The sequence below is a fragment of the Sphingomonas sp. KC8 genome, assembly GCF_002151445.1.
Classification (GTDB): domain Bacteria; phylum Pseudomonadota; class Alphaproteobacteria; order Sphingomonadales; family Sphingomonadaceae; genus Sphingomonas_E.
Map to the genome: position 1 here is coordinate 298,353 of NZ_CP016306.1, position 18,123 is coordinate 316,475.

At 64.1% G+C, this 18,123-nt stretch carries 25 protein-coding genes and 1 other RNA gene; 14 read left to right on the top strand and 12 right to left on the bottom strand.

From position 1 onward, the window contains the following. The first annotated feature begins 14 nt into the window (after positions 1-14). Positions 15-677, top strand: a complete 663-nt coding sequence (locus KC8_RS01455) for a GH25 family lysozyme (RefSeq protein ID WP_010123399.1) — start codon at positions 15-17, stop codon at positions 675-677. Positions 678-772: 95 nt separating this feature from the next. Here KC8_RS01455 and KC8_RS19725 read toward each other — a convergent pair whose 3' ends face one another. From KC8_RS19725 to KC8_RS01465, 3 genes are all read right to left on the bottom strand, one after another. Then, entirely contained in the window at positions 773-1,375 is a 603-nt protein-coding gene (locus KC8_RS19725) for a hypothetical protein (RefSeq protein WP_138956579.1), read from the bottom strand. 245 nt (positions 1,376-1,620) lie between these two features. Beyond that, the gene (gene rpoH / locus KC8_RS01460) at positions 1,621-2,529 is read right to left on the bottom strand and encodes an RNA polymerase sigma factor RpoH (protein ID WP_010123397.1); all 909 of its coding nucleotides are present in this window, start codon (positions 2,527-2,529) and stop codon (positions 1,621-1,623) included. A gap of 74 nt (positions 2,530-2,603) precedes the next feature. Continuing rightward, positions 2,604-3,560, bottom strand: coding sequence for an RluA family pseudouridine synthase (locus KC8_RS01465; RefSeq protein WP_010123395.1), 957 nt, complete (start codon positions 3,558-3,560; stop codon positions 2,604-2,606). 17 nt (positions 3,561-3,577) lie between these two features. Here KC8_RS01465 and KC8_RS01470 point away from each other — a divergent pair, with 17 nt between their 5' ends. The 9 genes from KC8_RS01470 (at position 3,578) to KC8_RS01510 (ending at position 11,595) form a co-directional block, all read left to right on the top strand. Further along, the gene (locus KC8_RS01470) at positions 3,578-3,967 is read left to right on the top strand and encodes a Mov34/MPN/PAD-1 family protein (protein WP_010123394.1); all 390 of its coding nucleotides are present in this window, start codon (positions 3,578-3,580) and stop codon (positions 3,965-3,967) included. A 116-nt stretch (positions 3,968-4,083) separates the two neighbouring features. Then, the gene (locus tag KC8_RS01475) at positions 4,084-4,713 is read left to right on the top strand and encodes a histidine phosphotransferase family protein (protein WP_010123393.1); all 630 of its coding nucleotides are present in this window, start codon (positions 4,084-4,086) and stop codon (positions 4,711-4,713) included. A 61-nt stretch (positions 4,714-4,774) separates the two neighbouring features. Next, a complete protein-coding gene (locus KC8_RS01480) occupies positions 4,775-7,111 on the top strand; it encodes a chemotaxis protein CheA (RefSeq protein ID WP_010123392.1) in 2,337 nt (778 codons plus the stop codon). Between the two features lie 4 nt (positions 7,112-7,115). After that, a complete protein-coding gene (locus KC8_RS01485) occupies positions 7,116-7,550 on the top strand; it encodes a chemotaxis protein CheW (RefSeq protein WP_010123390.1) in 435 nt (144 codons plus the stop codon). 80 nt (positions 7,551-7,630) lie between these two features. Continuing rightward, positions 7,631-7,996, top strand: coding sequence for a response regulator (locus tag KC8_RS01490; protein ID WP_010123389.1), 366 nt, complete (start codon positions 7,631-7,633; stop codon positions 7,994-7,996). Positions 7,997-8,052: 56 nt separating this feature from the next. Next, positions 8,053-9,123, top strand: coding sequence for a chemotaxis-specific protein-glutamate methyltransferase CheB (gene cheB, locus KC8_RS01495; RefSeq protein ID WP_029624248.1), 1,071 nt, complete (start codon positions 8,053-8,055; stop codon positions 9,121-9,123). Between the two features lie 32 nt (positions 9,124-9,155). After that, on the top strand, positions 9,156-9,932 hold the full coding sequence (locus KC8_RS01500; protein ID WP_232455598.1) for a CheR family methyltransferase: 777 nt from the start codon (positions 9,156-9,158) through the stop codon (positions 9,930-9,932). An 80-nt stretch (positions 9,933-10,012) separates the two neighbouring features. Further along, entirely contained in the window at positions 10,013-10,906 is an 894-nt protein-coding gene (locus tag KC8_RS01505; RefSeq protein WP_010123386.1) for a DMT family transporter, read from the top strand. Further along, a complete protein-coding gene (locus tag KC8_RS01510; protein WP_010123385.1) occupies positions 10,903-11,595 on the top strand; it encodes an N-acetylmuramoyl-L-alanine amidase in 693 nt (230 codons plus the stop codon). The genes KC8_RS01505 and KC8_RS01510 overlap by 4 nt, the downstream gene beginning before the upstream one ends. 3 nt (positions 11,596-11,598) lie before the next feature. Here KC8_RS01510 and KC8_RS01515 read toward each other — a convergent pair whose 3' ends face one another. Further along, a complete protein-coding gene (locus KC8_RS01515; RefSeq protein WP_374952952.1) occupies positions 11,599-11,703 on the bottom strand; it encodes an entericidin A/B family lipoprotein in 105 nt (34 codons plus the stop codon). Between the two features lie 126 nt (positions 11,704-11,829). On the opposite strand from KC8_RS01515, the gene rnpB reads away from it, so the two are divergent. The 3 genes from rnpB (at position 11,830) to KC8_RS01530 (ending at position 13,128) form a co-directional block, all read left to right on the top strand. After that, an RNA gene (rnpB, locus tag KC8_RS01520) (RNase P RNA component class A) lies at positions 11,830-12,229 on the top strand. A 51-nt stretch (positions 12,230-12,280) separates the two neighbouring features. Next, positions 12,281-12,814 carry a J domain-containing protein gene (locus tag KC8_RS01525; RefSeq protein ID WP_029624245.1) on the top strand — a complete coding sequence of 178 codons (534 nt, stop codon included), beginning with the start codon at positions 12,281-12,283 and terminating at the stop codon, positions 12,812-12,814. Continuing rightward, positions 12,811-13,128 carry a hypothetical protein gene (locus KC8_RS01530; protein ID WP_010123379.1) on the top strand — a complete coding sequence of 106 codons (318 nt, stop codon included), beginning with the start codon at positions 12,811-12,813 and terminating at the stop codon, positions 13,126-13,128. Before KC8_RS01525 ends, KC8_RS01530 begins: the two co-directional genes overlap by 4 nt. A gap of 122 nt (positions 13,129-13,250) precedes the next feature. Here the strand turns inward: KC8_RS01530 and KC8_RS01535 are convergent, their stop codons facing one another. From KC8_RS01535 to KC8_RS01570, 8 genes are all read right to left on the bottom strand, one after another. Beyond that, positions 13,251-13,631 (bottom strand): SecDF P1 head subdomain-containing protein, encoded by a 381-nt coding sequence (locus tag KC8_RS01535; RefSeq protein WP_232455599.1) that lies wholly within the window; start codon positions 13,629-13,631, stop codon positions 13,251-13,253. Beyond that, complete coding sequence (locus KC8_RS01540; RefSeq protein WP_010123376.1) at positions 13,628-14,050, bottom strand: SufE family protein; 423 nt, start codon at positions 14,048-14,050, stop codon at positions 13,628-13,630. The genes KC8_RS01535 and KC8_RS01540 overlap by 4 nt, the downstream gene beginning before the upstream one ends. A 77-nt stretch (positions 14,051-14,127) precedes the next feature. Then, entirely contained in the window at positions 14,128-14,385 is a 258-nt protein-coding gene (locus tag KC8_RS01545) for a hypothetical protein (protein ID WP_010123375.1), read from the bottom strand. An 18-nt stretch (positions 14,386-14,403) separates the two neighbouring features. Further along, positions 14,404-14,661 carry a hypothetical protein gene (locus KC8_RS01550; RefSeq protein ID WP_010123374.1) on the bottom strand — a complete coding sequence of 86 codons (258 nt, stop codon included), beginning with the start codon at positions 14,659-14,661 and terminating at the stop codon, positions 14,404-14,406. Positions 14,662-14,878: 217 nt separating this feature from the next. Beyond that, positions 14,879-15,259: an envelope stress response membrane protein PspC gene (gene pspC, locus KC8_RS01555; RefSeq protein ID WP_010123372.1), complete on the bottom strand. Its 381-nt coding sequence runs from the start codon at positions 15,257-15,259 to the stop codon at positions 14,879-14,881. A gap of 33 nt (positions 15,260-15,292) precedes the next feature. Continuing rightward, entirely contained in the window at positions 15,293-15,604 is a 312-nt protein-coding gene (pspB, locus tag KC8_RS01560) for an envelope stress response membrane protein PspB (protein WP_010123369.1), read from the bottom strand. Between the two features lie 4 nt (positions 15,605-15,608). After that, positions 15,609-16,280 (bottom strand): phage shock protein PspA, encoded by a 672-nt coding sequence (gene pspA / locus KC8_RS01565; RefSeq protein ID WP_010123367.1) that lies wholly within the window; start codon positions 16,278-16,280, stop codon positions 15,609-15,611. 75 nt (positions 16,281-16,355) lie between these two features. After that, entirely contained in the window at positions 16,356-16,862 is a 507-nt protein-coding gene (locus tag KC8_RS01570; RefSeq protein ID WP_010123366.1) for an energy transducer TonB, read from the bottom strand. Positions 16,863-17,051: 189 nt separating this feature from the next. On the opposite strand from KC8_RS01570, the gene pspF reads away from it, so the two are divergent. Next, complete coding sequence (gene pspF / locus KC8_RS01575) at positions 17,052-18,116, top strand: phage shock protein operon transcriptional activator (RefSeq protein WP_010123364.1); 1,065 nt, start codon at positions 17,052-17,054, stop codon at positions 18,114-18,116. Positions 18,117-18,123 lie beyond the last annotated feature (7 nt).

Below are 18,123 nucleotides of genomic sequence, written 5' to 3' on the forward strand. Positions count from 1 at the left end.
GATGGGGGAGATGGATGCTGAAACGAGTTCAGCATGACGGAAGGCGGCGGCGTGGTCTGACAGCAACGCTGGCGCTGGTGCTTTTTAGTGCCAGTGCCGCGTCGCCCGCGCTGCGTCAGGGTATCGACGTTTCGCACCATCAGGGACGAATCGACTGGCGCAAGCTGCCCAGGCAGGGCGTGCATTTCGCTTACATCAAGGCGACCGAGGGTGGCGACCATCGCGACCGGCTGTTCGCCGCCAATTGGGCGGGGGCGAAACAGGCGGGCGTTGCACGCGGGGCCTATCATTATTTCACGCTGTGCCGGACGGGGGCGGCGCAGGCGGCCAACTTCATCGCGGTGGTGCCGGTCGATACTGCCGCGCTGCCGCCCGCCGTCGATCTGGAATTTCTCGGCAACTGCCCCAAGCGACCGACCAGCGATGCGTTCCATGCGGAGCTGGCGACATTCCTTCGGCTGATCGAGGCGCGCTACCGGCAGCCGGTGGTGCTGTACCTGACGGCAGAGTTCGACCGGGCCTATCAGGTCAGCGCGCGGGTCAACCGGCCGTTATGGCTGCGCAGCCTTGGCACCGAGCCGACATTCGGCGGGCGGCCATGGCATATGTGGCAGGTGTCCCATTCCCGGCGCTTGAATGGCATCGCCACGCCGGTTGACTGGAATGTCATGCGGTGAGGGGGAGTCCGCTATGGGTGGTTTTGCGGACTATTGGCTCTCAGGCAGCAAGTCTGGGATAGCAGCCATTCACGGGAACGGGCTGTTCGGCGGATTCAGCGATTGGGAGCCACGGGAGAACTTCGTTCTACAAAGACGCTCGCCATGGCGGTGAGACTATTCGGTCCAGCGGCAGCGGTGGTCCATGACAGATTGATCCAGATCGTCATAGCGCCTTGGGATTTGGAGAACCGTTGCATTGCTACGCCCGGAGTGGCGCTCTGCGTTTCAATTCGGGTCCAGCCATTGGCGGGCGTGGAGTAATAAGCATATGACTTTCTGTAGGACTGACTATCGAAACCTCCGACGCGGCAAAGAAGCGGCGTTTCGCTCAAAACTGCATAAACCTGCCCCTGATTTCCTGCTACCGCCGCTCGATAGGCATGTCGGCGATACCCCACACCCAACATCGCGACGCGTGCAGGATTTTCAGTGGCTGCATCGGAATTATAGAAGCCATGGTCATCAAACGGTCCCGGCTGAGTTGGGGCCAGCTTTACTTGGCTGATTAGGCCCGCGAAAAAGTCTACGCACGCGGCCGTACCGTTATAAAACACCTCTTCGATCGGCGTGAACTTCTCCTGCAGGACGGCTGCCGTCACAGGTGTCGCCAAAAGGCTAAGTGCAGCCGCCGTTGTTGCAAGGTTTCTGAATTTCATCGCAACACCCCCAATATGCGGCTAATACATGGCAAAAAAGTGCAATGTTTTCTATATTTTATTCTTTTAAATCTTTCGATCAATCGGCTTTGGCGATGTCAGCTTCTGTAGAGTTAGAACGCTTATGAATGTGACCGAAAATGGTCATTGCCTGCCATAATCCTTGCGCGCAGCATCAGCACCACAAAAGAAAAAGCGCGCCCGGTTTCCCGGACGCGCCCTTCGGTGATCGTTATGGAGCAGGCTCAGCCCAGTGCGGGCAGCAGCCTTTTTTCGCCCGCAATCCGCATCATCGCTTTTTGCAGCTTGTCGAACGCGCGGACTTCGATCTGGCGGACGCGTTCGCGGCTGACGCCGTAGACCTGGCTCAGTTCCTCAAGCGTCTTGGGATCGTCCGACAGGCGGCGTTCGGCGAGGATGTGCTTTTCGCGATCGTTGAGCGCGGTCATCGCTTCGACCAGCATGTTGTGGCGTACGCTCTGTTCCTCGGCGTCGGCGATGCGTTCATCCTGCAGCGGATCGGTATCGACCAGCCAGTCCTGCCATTGCCCGTCGCCATCCTCGCGCATCGATACGTTGAGCGAGGTATCCCCGCCCATCGCCATGCGGCGGTTCATGCTCGTCACCTCTTCCTGGGTGACGCCGAGGTCGGTCGCGATCTTGGCCAGATCCTCGGGCTTCAGATCGCCGTCCTCGAACGCGTCGAGCTTGGATTTCATCCGCCGCAGGTTGAAGAACAGCTTCTTCTGTGCCGCGGTGGTGCCCATTTTCACCAGGCTCCACGATCGCAGGATATATTCCTGGATCGACGCGCGGATCCACCACATCGCATAGGTGGCGAGGCGGAATCCCCGGTCCGGTTCGAACTTCTTCACGCCCTGCATCAGGCCGATATTGCCTTCGGAAATCAGTTCCGCCGTCGGCAGGCCGTAGCCGCGATAGCCCATCGCAATCTTCGCCACGAGGCGCAGGTGGGACGTCACCAGCCGCGTCGCGGCTTCGGGATCGCCATGCTCCTGATAGCGTTTCGCGAGCATATATTCCTCCTCGGGGGCGAGGAGGGGAAACTTCCGGATCTCGGCGAGATAGCGGTTGAGGCCTGCCTCGCCGCCGAGAGCGGGAATCGTCGCTGGGACGTTCTTGCCGCTTGCCATGATCTTCACTTCACTCCCTGGTCCAGCGTGGACCGCTAGAGGGGCCGAATCTGTTCGTGCCCGTTTGAAATCGTTCATAACGTCAGTTGGCTTAACAGTAGCTGCATGTCGTGAGGCATATTACTGTCAAAGGCCAGGTGCGCGCCACTATACGGGTGTATGAAGCCCAGATGCGCCGCGTGAAGCGCCTGCCGCTGAAAATCCAAACGGCTGAGGATGCCCCGATGTTCCGGCCGGGTGCGGCCGTAAACGGGATCGCCCAGCAGCGGATGGCCGAGCGACGCCATATGGACGCGCACCTGATGCGTGCGCCCGGTTTCCAGCCGGCATTCGACCACCGACGCGCCTTTGAGCGCGGCTATCAGCCGATAATGCGTTACCGCGCGTTTGCCGCGTCCGTCGCTGACGATCGCGATCTTCTTGCGATTGGTGGTCGATCGGGCGAGCGGCGCGTCGATCGTGCCCGTCGTCGGGTTGGGCAGGCCGGCGACGATCGCGCGATAGCGCCGGTCGATGCTGTGCGCCGCAAACTGGCGGGCCAGCCCTTCATGCGCCAGATCGGTCTTGGCGGCGACCATCAAGCCGGACGTGTCCTTGTCGATGCGGTGGACGATGCCTGGCCGGGCGACGCCGCCGATGCCCGACAGGCTGCCCTGGCAATGATGGAGCAGCGCGTTCACCAGCGTGCCATCGAGATTGCCCGCCGCCGGGTGGACGACGAGGCCGGCCGGCTTGTCGATGACGATCAGATGTTCGTCCTCATATGCGATGACGAGCGGGATATCCTGTGCTTCGTTTTCCAGCGGGGCAGGCGGCGGGACGGAGACGTCGAACGCGCTGCCCGATGCGACCTTGGCGGACGGATCGTTCGCTGGGGCGCCATCGGCGCGGTGCACCCGGCCGTCGGAAATCAGCGCCTTCAGCCGTTCGCGCGAAAATTCGGGCAAGGCCGCCGCCAGCGCCTTGTCCAGCCGCCAGCCGCCGGCTTCCGCCGGAACAATGGCCCGCAATGTCGACACCCCCATGTTCATCGCCTAGCGATGTGGCGATGGAACTTGTGATTGCAAGCGGAGTCATGGCGCAAATTCTCGCCCACGCGGCGGGCGCCCCGGCAAGCGAGGTTTGCGGGCTGCTGCTGCGCGACGATGCCGGGCGCGTGGCGGCGGCGGCGGCGGCCAATGTCCATGCCGATCCATCCCGCTTTTTCGAACTGGATCCGGGCATATTGCTGGCCGCGCACCGGCGCCAGCGGGAAGGCGGGCCAAGGGTGATTGGCCATTATCATTCGCACCCCGGCGGGGTGGCCGAACCTTCGGCCCACGATGCAGCGGCCGCCGATGCCGCGTCCGGCTGGATATGGTTGATCGTCGCCGATGGGCAGGCGGCGGCATTTCAGGTCGTGCCGGGGGGGCGCTGCACGGGGTATTCGAACGCGTGACGATGGTGGTCATCGACTGAAAGGTGGCTGGAAAGCGGCCGGATGTGGCCGGTGCGGCTTGCTTTCGATGCCGTCAACCGTCACAACAGCGGCCACTTTCGAGGACGATCCGTTACATGACGAATGCTGTGGATTTCGCGAGCCTGCTCTGTTCCCGTCTGTGTCATGACCTGTTGAGCCCGGTCGGCGCGCTGAATAACGGCATCGAACTGATGGCGGACGAAACCGATCCGGAAATGCGCGCACGCTGCATGGAATTGCTCGCCGAAAGCGCGCGGGCATCGGCCAACAAGCTGAAATTCTTTCGTCTTGCCTTTGGTGCGGCCGGCGGTTTTGCCGATCAGGTGGACACGCGTGAGGCGCGCGCGGCGATCGATGGATTGTTCGGTAGCGATGGCAAGATCCTGCTCGGCTGGATGGTGGCTGAACCGGCGCTCAGCAAGACCGCGATCAAGATTCTGCTGAATCTGGCGCTGATCGCCGGGGATGCGCTGGTGCGCGGCGGACGGCTGGATGTGGGCGCGGAAGGCAGCGAAATCGTCATCCGTGCGGAAGGCCCGCGCCTCGTGCTCGATTCCGAACTGCGCGATGCCCTGCTTGGCTGGACGAACGAGGAAGCGCTGACCCCGCGTGCCGCGGCGGCATGGCTGGTGCATCGGCTGGCCAAGGATGCTGGCGGGTCGATACAGGTGTCCGAACCGGGTGATGGCGTGCTGGTGTTCGGCGCAACCGTACCCAAACAGTAAACCGCTTTTTCACCAATGGCATGCCAGACCGCCCTTTCCGGATTTCGGACGGAAGGGCCTAATGGACGATTTGCTGCAGGAGTTCCTGGCCGAAACGCGCGAAATGCTCGCCGCGATTTCGGGCGAAATCATCGCCTGGGAGGCGGAGCCCGCCGATCGGGGGCGGCTCGATTCGATTTTTCGTTTCGTCCACACGGTCAAGGGAAGCTGCGGGTTTCTGGATCTCCCGCGGCTTGAACGACTGAGCCATGCGGCCGAAGAATCCCTGGCCGAAGTGCGCAGCGGCGAACGCCAGCCCGACGTTGGCCTGGTCAATGCGGTGCTGGCGATCATCGACCGGATCGGCGAACTCACCGAAGCGATCGAATCGGGCGAAAGCCTGCCCGACGAGGATGATCAACGCCTGATCACGGCGCTGGCGCCGGGGGCGATCCCGCCGTCGATCGCCGCGCCGCAGGTTGTTGTCGGTGCACCGGCGCGAGCGATGTCGCGCAGCATTCGCCTGCCGATCGATCTGCTTGACCGGATGATGGGCGGCGTTTCGGATATGGTGCTGGCGCGCAATGAACTGGCCCGCAAGCTGCGCGATTCGATGGTCGATGGCGCGATCGAGGCGGCGTTCGAACGATTGTCACTGTGCGTGGCGGAAATGCGGGATGCGATCACGCGAACGCGGATGCAACGCATCGACCATATATTTTCGGCGCTGCCGCGCATGGTGCGCGATCTTTCGGCCGAACTGGGCAAGACCGTGGCGCTGGAAGTGGACGGCGGCGACGTCGAACTGGATCGCGAGATGATCGAAATGATCCGCGATCCGCTGACCCATATCATCCGCAACGCGATCGATCATGGCATCGAATTGCCGGATGATCGGCGTGCGGCGGGCAAATCGGCGGCGGGACGGCTGGCGGTATCGGCCCGGCAGGCGGGCAACCAGATTTTGATCGAGGTGATTGATGATGGTCGCGGCATCGATGGCGACCGGCTGGTCGCCAGGGCGATCGCCGCCGGCATCCTTTCGCCCGATCGCGCTGAAATGCTGACCTGGGCACAGAAGCTGGCGCTGGTGTTCGAACCTGGCCTGTCGACGGCGAACGCCGTCAGTTCCATTTCCGGGCGCGGGGTGGGCATGGATGTGGTGCGGTCGAACGTCGAACGGATCGGCGGCCTGGTCGATATCGAAAGCCGGCCCCATCAGGGATTGCGGCTCACCTTGCGCGTCCCGCTGACGTTGACGATCATTCCGGCGCTGACGGTCAGCGCGGGCGGACAGACCTTTGCGATCCCGCGTTCGGCGATCGAGGAAATCGTACGCGCATCGGGGGATGGCGTGCGGCTGGAAGCCGTGGGCGGCGTTCATATCGCCGCGATCCGCGGCCGGCGGATGCCGGTGGTAACGCTTGGCAAACTGATCCGCGCCACCGTGCGCGCGGTCACGTCGCCGACATTGGTGGTGTTGCGGCCGGCGGGCGGCGCGCTCTACGCGCTCGCGGTGGATGCGGTCCACGATCATGAGGAACTGGTGGTGAAGCCTGCCGCGCCGGCGGTGATGGCAACCGGCGTCTACGCCGGCACCACGTTGCCGGACAATGGCCGGCCGATGCTGCTGCTCGATCCCGCCGGGATCGCGAATGTCAGCGGGGTTGCCGACCAGCAGGTGGCGATGCCGGAAGCCGACAGGGTGGAAGAAGAAGCAGCACCACTAGTTCAGACCTTGTTGTTTCGCGATTCGGACGGGATGGAACGCGCGATCCGCCTGTCGGTGGTCGAACGGATCGAGGAAGTGGCGGCCAGCGCCGCGCGCTTCACCGCCGGCCGCCTGCGGATCGCGCATAATGATCAATTGCTGCCGCTGCTTGGGCACGCCGATCCCGCCACGCGCACGCGGCTGCGGGTGCTGCGGATCAGCGACGGAACGATGCAGCTTGCCTATATGATCGACGAGGTGATCGACATCGTTGCCTTGCCTCCGCTGGCGGATTCGGCCGTTTTGCCGGGGCCGGTGGCCGGCGTGGTGATGGTGGAAGGGCGGCAGGTGGAACTGCTGGATCCACACTGGCTGCTGGCCGATGCCGCGGGCGGCTTGCCCGACATGACGGCGCGGCCGACCTGCCTGCTCACCAGCGCCGATGATCGGTGGACGATGGAAATCCTGCGGCCGCTGGTCGAGGCGGCGGGCTATCGCGTCATCACGGGCCGCGCGCCGGCGGATATCGTGCCCGATGTGATTGTCGATACCGGCGGCGGCGAACGCGAACCGCAGCAGGGCGTGGTGCCGGTGGTGCGCCTGCGCACGGCGCTCGTGCCGGCCGGCGGGACGGACGACAGCATCTATCGCTATGATCGTGTGGGGCTGCTTGCGGCGCTCGATGGCGTTGTGGCGGCGCGGAGGTAAAGCGATGGAACGGCTATATCTGATCGTCGGGATCGCGGGCCAGCGGGTGGCGCTGTCCACGCACTTCGTGGAATCCGTGGTCGAAATCGATGTTGTCACGCCGGTGCCGCTTGTCGCTCCGCATATCGCCGGGCTGGCGGCGTTGCGCAGCCGCGTGCTGACGATCGTCGATACGCTTGCCGCCCTGGATCTGGGCCGGATGGAGCAGGCCGACGTCATGGAGGCGGTGATCGTGACGATCGACGGGCATCTTTACGGCCTGCTGGTCGAAGATGTGGAAGATGTGGTGGAACTGAACAGCGGGCCGACCCCGGTATGCGCCGTGCTGGACGCCGGATGGTCGCGCGTCACTTCGGGCATGGTGGAGATTGATGGCGATGCGCTGCTGCTGATCGATCCTGCCGCGCTTGTGCTCGGTCCCAGCGCGCTGGCGGCCTGAAAACAGATGTTAACGAGACGCTTACCGCCAGCGGGTTAGGCAAGGGCGGCCGGGTCACAGGGCGCAAGGGTGAACGTTCAATGAAAACATGTTTGGTGGTCGATGATTCGAAAGTCATCCGCAAGGTAGCGCGCCACATCCTGGAAACGCTGGCATTCAACGTCGCGGAAGCGGGCGATGGCCGGGAAGCGCTGGCATATTGCCAGGTGACGCCGCCGGATGTTGTCCTGCTCGACTGGAACATGCCGGTGATGAGCGGCATGGAATTTCTGCGGGCGCTGGGTGCAAGTGGCGTGATGCCGCGGCCGAAGATCGTGTTTTGCACGACCGAAAATGGCGTCGGTCATATCCGCGCCGCGATCGACGCAGGCGCCGACGAATATGTCATGAAGCCGTTTGACCGCGAGACGCTGGAGAGCAAGCTCCAGATCGTCGGTCTGGCCTGATCCGAAAGCCGCCATCCACAATGCCGTTGTCGCGCCGAACCGGAGCAGCCCCGATCATGCGGGAGCGGCCGATCCGCCTGATGATCGTCGACGATTCGATCGTCGCGCGGACGGTGATGTCGCGCATTCTGGAAACCAATGCGGCGTTTGAAGTGGTGGCGACGGCCGGTCATGCCGGCGAAGCGCTGGCTTTGCTTGATCGTATCCGCGTCGACATCATCTTGCTGGACGTGGAAATGCCGGGTCTCGACGGGCTGACGGCGTTGCCTGATCTGCTGGCGCGCAGCCATGGCGCCCATGTCCTGATTGTTTCGTCCGCCGCAGCCGACGGGGCCAGCGCGACCGTTCGCGCTTTGACTTTGGGGGCGGCGGATACGCTGCTGAAACCTGGTGCGGGCAGCTTCGCCGGGCGCTTTGCGGCCATGCTGGTCGAACGGTTGCTGAAAATCGGTCATGCGCGGCCTGAGGCCGGCGCACCGGCTGCGACGATCGAGCCGGTCACGCTTGCGGTGGCGCCGCCCACCGGGGGACCGATCGAATGCCTGGCTATCGGCGCGTCGACAGGGGGGCTGCATGCGCTGTCGGATTTCTTTGGCGGGCTATCGCGTGAATTTGTCGCGCCGATCCTGGTTACGCAGCATCTGCCGCCCGTGTTCATGCCGTATTTCGCATCCCAGCTGAGCGAGATTGCCGGCCGTCGTGCGCAGGTGGCGCAAGATGGGATGCGGCTCCAGTCGGGCGAATTGCTGATCGCGCCGGGGGATGGACATATCGGTCTCGTCCGTACGCGCGGGGCGGTGCAGGTTCGCATTGATCGCGCCCCGGCGTCGAGCGGCTGCATGCCGTCGGTTGATCCGATGTTCGCATCGGTTGCGGCGATATTCGGTGCGGCGGCCGTGGCCGTGGTGCTAACGGGCATGGGCCGCGACGGGCTGATCGGTGCGGGGGCCATCGTCGAAAGTGGCGGTGAAGTTCTGGCGCAGGATGCGCGGACATCGGTGGTGTGGGGAATGCCCGGCGCCATCGCGAACGCGGGGCTGGCGGCTTCAGTCCTGCCGCCCGCGCGGATCGCGGAACGCATCGGACGTCGGGCGCGGGCAGGCAGCGAGGCAGGGGCATGGAACTAAGTCCGGCAGCAATGCGGGCGTTTGAGGGCCTGTTGAAATCCCGTACCGGACAGCAATTGCCTGCCAGCCGGCATTGGCGCATCGAAACCGCGCTGAAGCCGGTGATGCGCGATCATGCGTTGCCATCGCTGGATTCGCTGGCGGCCAGCCTGTCCAACGCGTTCGACACGCAGCTGGCCGATGCGGTGGTGGAAGCACTGCTCAACCATGAAACCTTCTTCTTTCGCGAGCAGGCGGCGTTCCACCAACTGATGGCAGGCGGAATCGAGACGCTGGCTGCGGCGCGCGCGGCAATGCGCCGTTTGCGGATATGGTGTGCCGGTTGCTCGACCGGGCAGGAAGCCTATTCGCTGGCGATGAGCTTTGCCGAGGCCGGCGATCGCTGGCGCGACTGGACGATCGATATCGTCGGCACCGATGTGTCGGCCGGGGTCATCGCGCGGGCCAGCGAAGGGCGTTACACCCAGTTCGAAATCCAGCGCGGTTTGCCGGTGCGGCAAATGATGCAGTGGTTCACGCCCGAGGGGGACGATTGGCGGGCGCGGCCTGAATTGCGCCGAATGGTGCGGTTCGAGCGGCATAACCTGCTGGATCCCATGCCTTGCGCCGGAACGGTGGACCTGATCCTGTGCCGTAATGTGCTGATCTATTTCGGGGTCGAACAGCGAACCTGCATGTTCGATCAGCTCGCCAGGGCCATCGCCCCCGATGGCCTTTTGATGCTGGGCGCGGGCGAAACGGTGCTCGGCAACACCACCCGCTTCAGCCCCGATCCGGACCATCGCGGTTTCTATCGCCGACAAGGCTGAATCCCGATCGGTGCCGCCGATTTTGCCATCGGAACGCGCAGGTGTACCGCCGGACGCAAATTCACTCTAAGACGCCACCCATGACGGTTGAAAAACATGCAGGACTTGCGCCCCGCGATCTGATCGTTGCGCTGTTCATCAACCTTACCTGGGGCCTGAATATCATCGCGGTGAAGATGGCGGTGATGGCGACCGCGCCCTTTGCGGCGGGCGGCCTGCGACAATTGGTCGTTCTGCTGGTGTGCCTGCCGTTCTTCCGCTGGATGCCGGGACGGATGCGGCCGCTGCTGTTGCTGGCGTTGCTGAATGGCGCTGTCTTCCTGATATTTACGAATATCGCGCTGCAAGTGGCCGATAACGTCAGCGCGCTGGCGATCGCCGGTCAGCTGGGCGTGCCGTTTTCGCTGATCCTGGGCGTCATCTTTCTGGGTGAACGGATTGCCTTGCCGCGGATGCTGGGCATCGCGCTGGCATTTGGCGGTGTCGTGCTGCTGGTGTTCGATCCGGGCGTGCTGGGCGAACTGCCCGGCCTGTTGCTGATGGCATGCGGCACCTTCACCTGGGCGGTTGGCGCATTGTTGCAGCGCAAGCTGGCGGATGTGCCGGCGCTGACGATCTATGCGTGGATCGGCCTTGGCGGCGTCCTTGGGCTGATGCCGCTCAGCATGTGGCTGGAGCCGGGCGCGTTCAGCAACCTGCCGAACCTGCCATTGCGTGATGTGGGCTGGCTGGTTTTCTCGGGTGTCGGCTCGTCGGTGATCGGGCAGGGGGGCATGGCATGGCTGCTCCAGCGGCACCCCATTTCCACGGTGCTGCCATTGACGCTGGGGGCGCCGGTGATCGCGGTGTGCGCCTCATCCTATTTTTTCGGTACGGTGCTGACACCGGTGATGATCGCGGGAGGATTGCTTACGCTGACCGGGGTCATCATCATCACGCTGCGCAGTGCGCGGGCGAACAAGGTTGCGACATGACCGGGATCATCGATTGCCCTTCACCCAACCATGATGAACGGTCGCTGCCCGTTTCCGTGCTGGTGCTGCATTATACCGGGATGGCCGACGCCGCATCCGCCATCGAACGGCTGACCGATGCCGACGCGAAGGTTTCCGCGCATTATGTGGTGACGGAAGACGGGCAGGTGCTCCGTCTGGTCGATGAAGCGCGGCGGGCCTGGCATGCCGGGCGATCCGAATGGCGCACCATCACCGATATCAATTCGGCGAGCATCGGTATCGAAATCGTCAATCCGGGCCATGAATTCGGCTACCGGCCGTTTCCGCCAGAACAGATGGCCGCGCTGTTGCCGCTGGTGGCGGATATCGTCGCGCGCCATGGGATCGAACCGGCCAATGTCGTCGGCCATTCCGATATCGCGCCGACCCGCAAGATCGATCCCGGCGAACTGTTCGACTGGGATTTGCTCGCCCGCCACAATCTGGCCTTGGCGCGGCCGCGCAGGAACCTGGCCGATCCGCACTGGACGCCGGGGGGATTTCTGCTCGCGCTCAGCCGTTTTGGCTATGACGTCAGCGACGGGCCGGCTGCCGTGCGCGCATTTCAGCGGCGGTTCCGGCCGGAGACGATCGACGGCATCGCCGATGGCGAATGCCGCGCGATCCTCCTGTCGCTGCTCCTCGACCGCGAGCGTGGCCGCAGCTAGCGCTTAGTTGGCGGCCTTTTCGACCGTCTTGCCGACCGACTGCACGTCGCGGCCCATGCCTTCCACCGTATTGCACGCCGCCAGGCCCAGGCAGGCCAGCAGGATCATTGCGCGCGCCGTCATCTTCCGCTGCAAGGCAGGTCTCCATTATCGCGTTACCGGCATCGTCCCTACACCGGGACTTGCCTGCGCGACAATCTTGCTCTTGGCCCGCATCCTGCTATCGCGACCCGGCCAGAGGGTTGGGCGGCCGCCGGTGTCACGTTTCGCGTGATGCGGGAGGAAAGTCCGGGCTCCAAGAAGCAACGGTGCCGGGTAACGCCCGGCGGCGGATGAAAGTCCGTCAGGGAAAGTGCCACAGAAAGCATACCGCCCGGCGGGCCGGCAACGGCTCCGGGTCAGGGCGAAAGGGTGCGGTAAGAGCGCACCGCGGGCCGGGCAACCGGAACGGCATGGCAAACCCCACCGGGAGCAAGACCGAATAGGGACGGCATATGGGCTGGCTTCGCCCCGTCGTCCGGGTTGGTTGCTTGAGGTTGCGGGTAACCGCAGCCCTAGAGGAATGGTCGCCCATCCGGTGCCGGGGTTTCCCGGCATCGGTGGACAGAACCCGGCTTATAGACCCTCTGGCGTTTTCCTGTCGTTGCCCATGGATCGTTTGCGAACCTCGCACTACATGGGGCTGATGGCGCGTTCTTCTTCACGATCTTCCGACTGGGGCTTTCCCCGCTGGCGCGGTTACGGCACCGATCGTGGGGCTGCGACCGTGCGGATGTGCGATCGCCATGGCTGCGACCAGCCCGGCGACCGGCCGGCGCCAAAATCGCCGAACAGCCCCGAACGCTGGTATTTCTGCATGGACCATGCAGCTGAATACAACCGCAACTGGAACTATTTCGAAGGGCTGAACGCCGAGGAAGCCGCCGAGCGCGAGGCCAAGGAACGGGGCGAGGCATCGGGCTACGCCGAATCGCAGCATTATGCCTGGGGTGGCCCCGGCGATGGCACGCGATCGCGCGATGAGATGCGCGCGCTGGAGGTGCTCGAACTCGATCCGGATGCCGATTTCGATGAAATCAAGGCCGCATGGCGCCGGCATGCCAAGGCCAATCATCCCGACGTGAAGCCCAATGATGCCAAGGCGGCGGCCCGCTTCCAGTCGATCCAGGCGGCGTTCGAAATCCTCCGCAAGGCCGAAGAACGCCGGACGGCCGCGTGAAGGCCCACGTTCGATCCGACTGGCGCGGCGCGATCCTCGTCTGCCGGAAATGCGATAAGAAAGCGGGCGGTGGTTTCGGGCCGAAAGGCAAGACCAGCCTGGCCAAGGCGCTGCGCACCGAAATCGGCGGCGGCAAGGGCCGCAAGGCGAAGATCGGCGTGGTCGAAGTCGGCTGCCTCGGCGTGTGCCCCAAGTATGCGGTGACGCTGGTCGATACGCGCCAGCCGGGCGAATGGCTGATCGTGAAGACGGGTACGCCGGTGGAAGATGTGGCGGCGCGGTTGGCGGGGGATGTGGCGGGCGAGAGCGCCTGATTGCGAAATAGTGGGCAGATCAATCGGAACGACGGGTAACGCCTATCAGCCATCCCCCATTCCCGTCATGCCAGCGTGCGCTGGGCTGGCGATTGAGGGGACGCCAGTCAGCCGGACGCACCCTACTCGTCAAATTCTTCCGGCACCGGATCCTTGCCGGAAATGCGCTTGGCCAGCGTTTCGGCTTCGGCCAGCGTATAATTTCCGGTGATCGTCAGCACGCCGGCGGTGATCGGTTCGGCCACGTTCGGCGCGGCGATCTGTTTGCCGTCGAGCGCGACCGCGATCGTTTGCCCGAGGTTTTTCTGCGTCAGCGTGCCCAGCCGCGCGGCGGCCTTGGGATCGAGCGTCAGCATGATGCTGGCGGTGCCATCCAGTTCGGGCATCGCGCGGGCATCGAGAATTTCGGCCTGCGCGAACGGCTGACCGCCGATGGTGAAGCCGGCGGCCGTCTGCGCCATCAGCAGCAATGCGCCAAGGGTGAGCGCCAGCGGTTTCATCATCCTTCGGCTCCATAACGGTCGGCGGTGGCCCGGATCAGCGCGATCATGTTGGGGATGCCCTGCGTGCGGTTGGAACTGAGCTGGTTGCGCAGATCGAACGGCGCAAGCGCCCCTTCGATATCGGCGGCGGAGATTTCGGCGGGCGTGCGATCCTGCACGGTGAGCAGGACAAGGGCGATGATGCCCTTGGTGATCGCCGCGTTCGAATCCGCCAGAAAATGGAGGCGGCCATCGTCGCGCCTGGTGGGATAAACCCACACCGCCGCCGAACAGCCGCGCACCAGCGTGGCATCGGTCTTCAGCGGATCGGGCATGGGTTCGAGCGCCCGGCCCAGATCGATCAGCAGGCGATAGCGATCATCGGCATCGAGAAATTCATATTCGTCGAGCGTGTCGGACAATGTGGTCGGCGCGGTCATGGCACGGCCGCTATCACAAGCGGGCTACGCTGCGAAGGCACTGTGCCTTCATGGCGATCAAGCGCCGGTTGGCATGGTTACGGATCGACGCCGGCGGCGATCGCTTCGAGCTTGCGGACGCGTTCCTTGAGATCGGCCAGTTCGATCCGCGCGGTGGGTGATGGGGTGGCGGGGGACGGGGCGGACGCCTGGGCCTGCCCGTCGCGGCGGCTGTCAATTTCCAGCTTGCGCAGGTCGAGCCAGCCGCGCCAGCCTTTCAGCGCCGCCTGGGTGATGATGACGAGGGCGGTTAGCCCCGTGGCGACGATGGTCAGCCAGAAAGTGGGTTCGGTCATGACCGCGTTTCCCTAATGTCAGTCGCGGTGGCGCAGCGCTTCGATCTCGCGATCGAGCACGACGCCGCGGTTGCTGTCGGTGGCGATGCGTTCGAGGACGGCGACGCGCTCCTTGAGCATCTGGATTTCTGCGCGCAGGCGATCCGCATCGGGATCGTTGGCCGGCAGATCATGGCCATGCCGGTTGCGGCGGTGGCCGTAGCGGGCGCGCAGGACGCTGGCGATCGAAACGATCAGGACAATCGCCACGACCATCGAGAACGGATTGTTGAACATTGTCTGGCTCCTTCAGGGCGCGATCGATTTCAGGCGATCGACCGCCGCACCCTGCCGGTTCTGGAATGGAAAGGGCATCGATGGCGATACGTGGGGCGATTGGCCCATCCGGCAGGAAGGGGCACAAGGGGCACCTTGTTCAATTGGCATCCCCTCATCCCTCCCGATTGTTCGCCTGTGATCGCGGTCTTTTCGACGAACGGCAGGCGGGCTTCGATCAGCGCAGGCTGTCGATTTCGTCGGCCAGCCGGCGGTTGTGGCTGGTGACGTGGATTTCGACATCGGCCAGCCGGCGGTCGATATCGCGGAAACGGCTGCGGACATCGCGGACCGAACTGCCGGGCTTGGCGCGCACGCCCTGCCAGAATTTGGCGTCTTCGGGGCTGTCGGCAAACTCGCTCGGCTTGTCGCTGGCGACCCAGCCGGTGACCAGATAGACCAGCGGTCCGATCGGCCCCATGGCGAAGATGGTGAGCAGGATCATGCCGATGCGGACCAGCGTGACATCGATGCCGGTATAATCGGCGATCCCGGAACACACGCCCATCAGCTTGCCGTTGCGTTTGTCGAGATAGAATTTGGTGCGGCGGGCGGACATTGCAATTCCCTCCTTATGATTGGCGTGCGTGTGTCAGCGATGCTCGCCGCGGCGCCAGTTTTCGATGCGCTCGGGTTCGTCGGCCCGGCGATATTCGAGGTCGCGATCCCGTTCGGCGGGTTGGCCGGGGCGGAAATCGGGATTGTCGGCGGCGATGATCCGTTCGATCGAACGGAGGCGATCGTCCAGCCGGCGGGCGGTTTCGTGCAGTTCGTCGAGGAGGTTTTCGTCCTCCACGGTCAGGCTGCTGCTGCGTTTCCACTGGGTGATATAGTGGAAGATCAGCCAGGGCAGCCCGATGAAGAGCATGCCGACGATGCCGATCGGGACGAGAATATCTTCCATTGTCTCAACCCTCCTTGCTCGCGGCCTTCGCCTTCAATGCGGCCAGCTCGGCTTCCACCTTTTCGGATGAACGCAGTTCGGCGATCTCTTCTTCCAGGCTCTTGGGCGCGGCGCCCATCCCGGCGGCTTCGGCACGGCCTTCGGCCCAGTCGACCCGGCGTTCGAGCATGTCGAAGCGGCTGAACGCCTCGTCGATCTTCGGCCCGGCATAGATTTCGCGCATCCGCATGCGGTTGTTGGCGCTTTCCAGGCGGGCGACGATCGAATTCTGGCGGGCGCGGGCTTCGCGCAGCTTGGCCTGCAGCTTGGCGATATCGGCCTCGGATGCCTTCAGGCTTTCGTCGAGCACGCTGATTTCGTCGTTGAGCTGTTCGGCGAGATCGGCGGCCTTCTGCTTTTCGACCAGGGCGGCCTTGGCCAGATCCTCGCGATCCTTGGACAGCGCGAGTTCGGCCTTTTCGACCCAGCTTGCCTGAACATTTTCCAGCTTGTTGATCTGGCGGCGCATTTCCTTCTGATCGGCGATGCTGCGCGCGGCGGATGCACGAACCTCGACCAAGGTCTCCTCCATTTCGAGGATGATCATCCGGATCATCTTCGCCGGATCTTCCGCCTTGTCGAGCAGGTCGGTGACGTTGGCGGCGATGATGTCTCGGGTGCGGGAGAAGATTCCCATCGTCGTTACTCCTTCAGGCTACACATGGTCGGCCGGGGCGAGCTTAAGGGAAATTCGCCCCGGCCGGTACGCCGTTCAGCCGATCGGCAGCGCGGCGGTCTCGATACGCTTGGCCTTCTTCGTCGCGGCCAGCCGTTCCATCGCCCGCTGCTGGTGGGCGGCGGTATCGGTGCCGGCGGCGGTGCCGAAATAGACCTGCATCATCACCGTTTGCGGTTTGCCACGCAGGCCTGTCGGCAGCGCGGGATATGCGATGCGATGGGCGACGCGGATCGCTTCGCGGTCGATCACGCCGCTGCCGCTCGATTGCGCCACCTTGGTCGAAGCCAGGTCGCCGCTGGCGTCCAGGCTGATCGCGACGGTGGCGATCGCAGAATTGCCGCGGAAAGTGGCGGGGGTGCGCAGTTCGGCGTCGATCTGCCGGCCGACATCGGCCTGCCAATCGCTGATGGTGAGCGGAGCGTTGGCTTCCGCTGCGCGGACCGGGCTGACCGCGCCCATGACGCAGGCGGCGGAGAGCAAGAGCGCGCCGGTCGAGGAGACCGCGATGCGCTGGAAGTCGGTGGTGTCGAAGTTGAACATGTTGGCCTCCCTGAACCTTGTGGCCCGGCGTGGTTGCCGTGCTTGCCAGGATGAATTGCAGGAGCCGTGCCAACTGCGAAAAATGGCGGAAATCGGGGAATTTTCTGCGTTTCGAAGGGGTGTTGGCATGGATTGAAATTGCCAATATTTGGGAATATACGCCAAATATAAGCAGATCGGGGCGCCTGCATGGATCGCGATAATCAGTTCATCGGCCAATCCGGCGCGTTTCTGGATTCGGTGGAACGGGCGAGCCGGGCGGCGGGCCTCAACCGGCCGGTGCTGGTGATCGGCGAACGGGGCACCGGCAAGGAACTGGTGGCCGAGCGCCTGCATCGCCTCAGCCCGCGATGGAGTGGGCCGCTGGTCACGCTGAACTGCGCGGCATTGCCCGAAACGCTGATCGAGGCCGAACTGTTCGGGCACGAGGCGGGGGCCTTTACCGGCGCGACGAAAACACGGATGGGCCGGTTTGAGGAAGCCGATGGCGGCACCCTGTTCCTCGATGAACTGGCCACCTTGTCGTCGGGTGCGCAGGAGCGGCTGCTGCGTGCGGTGGAATATGGCGAAGTGACGCGGATCGGATCGAGCCGGGCGGTGCGCGTCGATGTGCGGATCGTGGCGGCGACGAACGAACATCTGCCCGATCTGGTGGCGGCGGGGCGTTTCCGCGCCGACCTGCTTGATCGGCTGAGTTTCGAGGTGGTGACCTTGCCGCCGCTGCGGGTGCGCGAAGGCGACGTGCCGGTGCTGGCGGATCATTTCGGCCGGCGCATGGCGGCTGAACTCGACTGGCCCTATTGGCCCGGCTTCGGCGTGGCGGCGACTGAGGCGCTGATCACGCATCGCTGGCCGGGCAATGTGCGCGAACTGCGCAACGTCGTCGAACGGGCGGTCTATCGCTGGGACGATCCCGACCGGCCGGTGGACGAGATCCAGTTCGATCCGTTCGAATCCCCCTGGCGGCCGCAGCAATGCGGCGGGCCGGTGGTTCAGGAAATCGCGGCTTCAGCCCCTGCATTGGCCGAACCGACAGGGCTTTTCACCCCCGCCGCACCCGCGCCCTTGGCGTTCGATGTACCGTGCGATGATTTCCGCGCCGCGTGCGATTCCTATGAAAAATCCCTGCTCGAAGCGGCATTGCGTCGCTGTCGGTATAATCAGCGCGCCACGGCGGTAGCGTTGAAACTCACTTATGATCAGCTTCGCCATGCGCTTCGTCGGCATGACCTGTTCGATCGGCGGAGTGATTGAGGGGCGG

What these genes read in the sequence shown, in the direction of transcription:
- KC8_RS19725 (WP_138956579.1), bottom strand. Translation starts at nt 1,375, where the DNA reads ATGAAATTCAGAAACCTTGCAACAACGGCGGCTGCACTTAGCCTTTTG.
- KC8_RS01470 (WP_010123394.1), top strand. Translation starts at nt 3,578, where the DNA reads ATGGAACTTGTGATTGCAAGCGGAGTCATGGCGCAAATTCTCGCCCAC.
- KC8_RS01475 (WP_010123393.1), top strand. Translation starts at nt 4,084, where the DNA reads ATGACGAATGCTGTGGATTTCGCGAGCCTGCTCTGTTCCCGTCTGTGT.
- cheB (WP_029624248.1), top strand. Translation starts at nt 8,053, where the DNA reads ATGCGGGAGCGGCCGATCCGCCTGATGATCGTCGACGATTCGATCGTC.
- KC8_RS01455 (WP_010123399.1), top strand. Translation starts at nt 15, where the DNA reads ATGCTGAAACGAGTTCAGCATGACGGAAGGCGGCGGCGTGGTCTGACA.
- KC8_RS01490 (WP_010123389.1), top strand. Translation starts at nt 7,631, where the DNA reads ATGAAAACATGTTTGGTGGTCGATGATTCGAAAGTCATCCGCAAGGTA.
- KC8_RS01485 (WP_010123390.1), top strand. Translation starts at nt 7,116, where the DNA reads ATGGAACGGCTATATCTGATCGTCGGGATCGCGGGCCAGCGGGTGGCG.
- KC8_RS01540 (WP_010123376.1), bottom strand. Translation starts at nt 14,050, where the DNA reads ATGACCGCGCCGACCACATTGTCCGACACGCTCGACGAATATGAATTT.
- KC8_RS01465 (WP_010123395.1), bottom strand. Translation starts at nt 3,560, where the DNA reads ATGAACATGGGGGTGTCGACATTGCGGGCCATTGTTCCGGCGGAAGCC.
- pspC (WP_010123372.1), bottom strand. Translation starts at nt 15,259, where the DNA reads ATGTCCGCCCGCCGCACCAAATTCTATCTCGACAAACGCAACGGCAAG.
- pspA (WP_010123367.1), bottom strand. Translation starts at nt 16,280, where the DNA reads ATGGGAATCTTCTCCCGCACCCGAGACATCATCGCCGCCAACGTCACC.
- KC8_RS01505 (WP_010123386.1), top strand. Translation starts at nt 10,013, where the DNA reads ATGACGGTTGAAAAACATGCAGGACTTGCGCCCCGCGATCTGATCGTT.
- KC8_RS01545 (WP_010123375.1), bottom strand. Translation starts at nt 14,385, where the DNA reads ATGACCGAACCCACTTTCTGGCTGACCATCGTCGCCACGGGGCTAACC.
- KC8_RS01525 (WP_029624245.1), top strand. Translation starts at nt 12,281, where the DNA reads ATGGCGCGTTCTTCTTCACGATCTTCCGACTGGGGCTTTCCCCGCTGG.
- rpoH (WP_010123397.1), bottom strand. Translation starts at nt 2,529, where the DNA reads ATGGCAAGCGGCAAGAACGTCCCAGCGACGATTCCCGCTCTCGGCGGC.
- KC8_RS01510 (WP_010123385.1), top strand. Translation starts at nt 10,903, where the DNA reads ATGACCGGGATCATCGATTGCCCTTCACCCAACCATGATGAACGGTCG.
- pspB (WP_010123369.1), bottom strand. Translation starts at nt 15,604, where the DNA reads ATGGAAGATATTCTCGTCCCGATCGGCATCGTCGGCATGCTCTTCATC.
- KC8_RS01570 (WP_010123366.1), bottom strand. Translation starts at nt 16,862, where the DNA reads ATGTTCAACTTCGACACCACCGACTTCCAGCGCATCGCGGTCTCCTCG.
- KC8_RS01550 (WP_010123374.1), bottom strand. Translation starts at nt 14,661, where the DNA reads ATGTTCAACAATCCGTTCTCGATGGTCGTGGCGATTGTCCTGATCGTT.
- KC8_RS01535 (WP_232455599.1), bottom strand. Translation starts at nt 13,631, where the DNA reads ATGATGAAACCGCTGGCGCTCACCCTTGGCGCATTGCTGCTGATGGCG.
- KC8_RS01480 (WP_010123392.1), top strand. Translation starts at nt 4,775, where the DNA reads ATGGACGATTTGCTGCAGGAGTTCCTGGCCGAAACGCGCGAAATGCTC.
- pspF (WP_010123364.1), top strand. Translation starts at nt 17,052, where the DNA reads ATGGATCGCGATAATCAGTTCATCGGCCAATCCGGCGCGTTTCTGGAT.
- KC8_RS01515 (WP_374952952.1), bottom strand. Translation starts at nt 11,703, where the DNA reads ATGATCCTGCTGGCCTGCCTGGGCCTGGCGGCGTGCAATACGGTGGAA.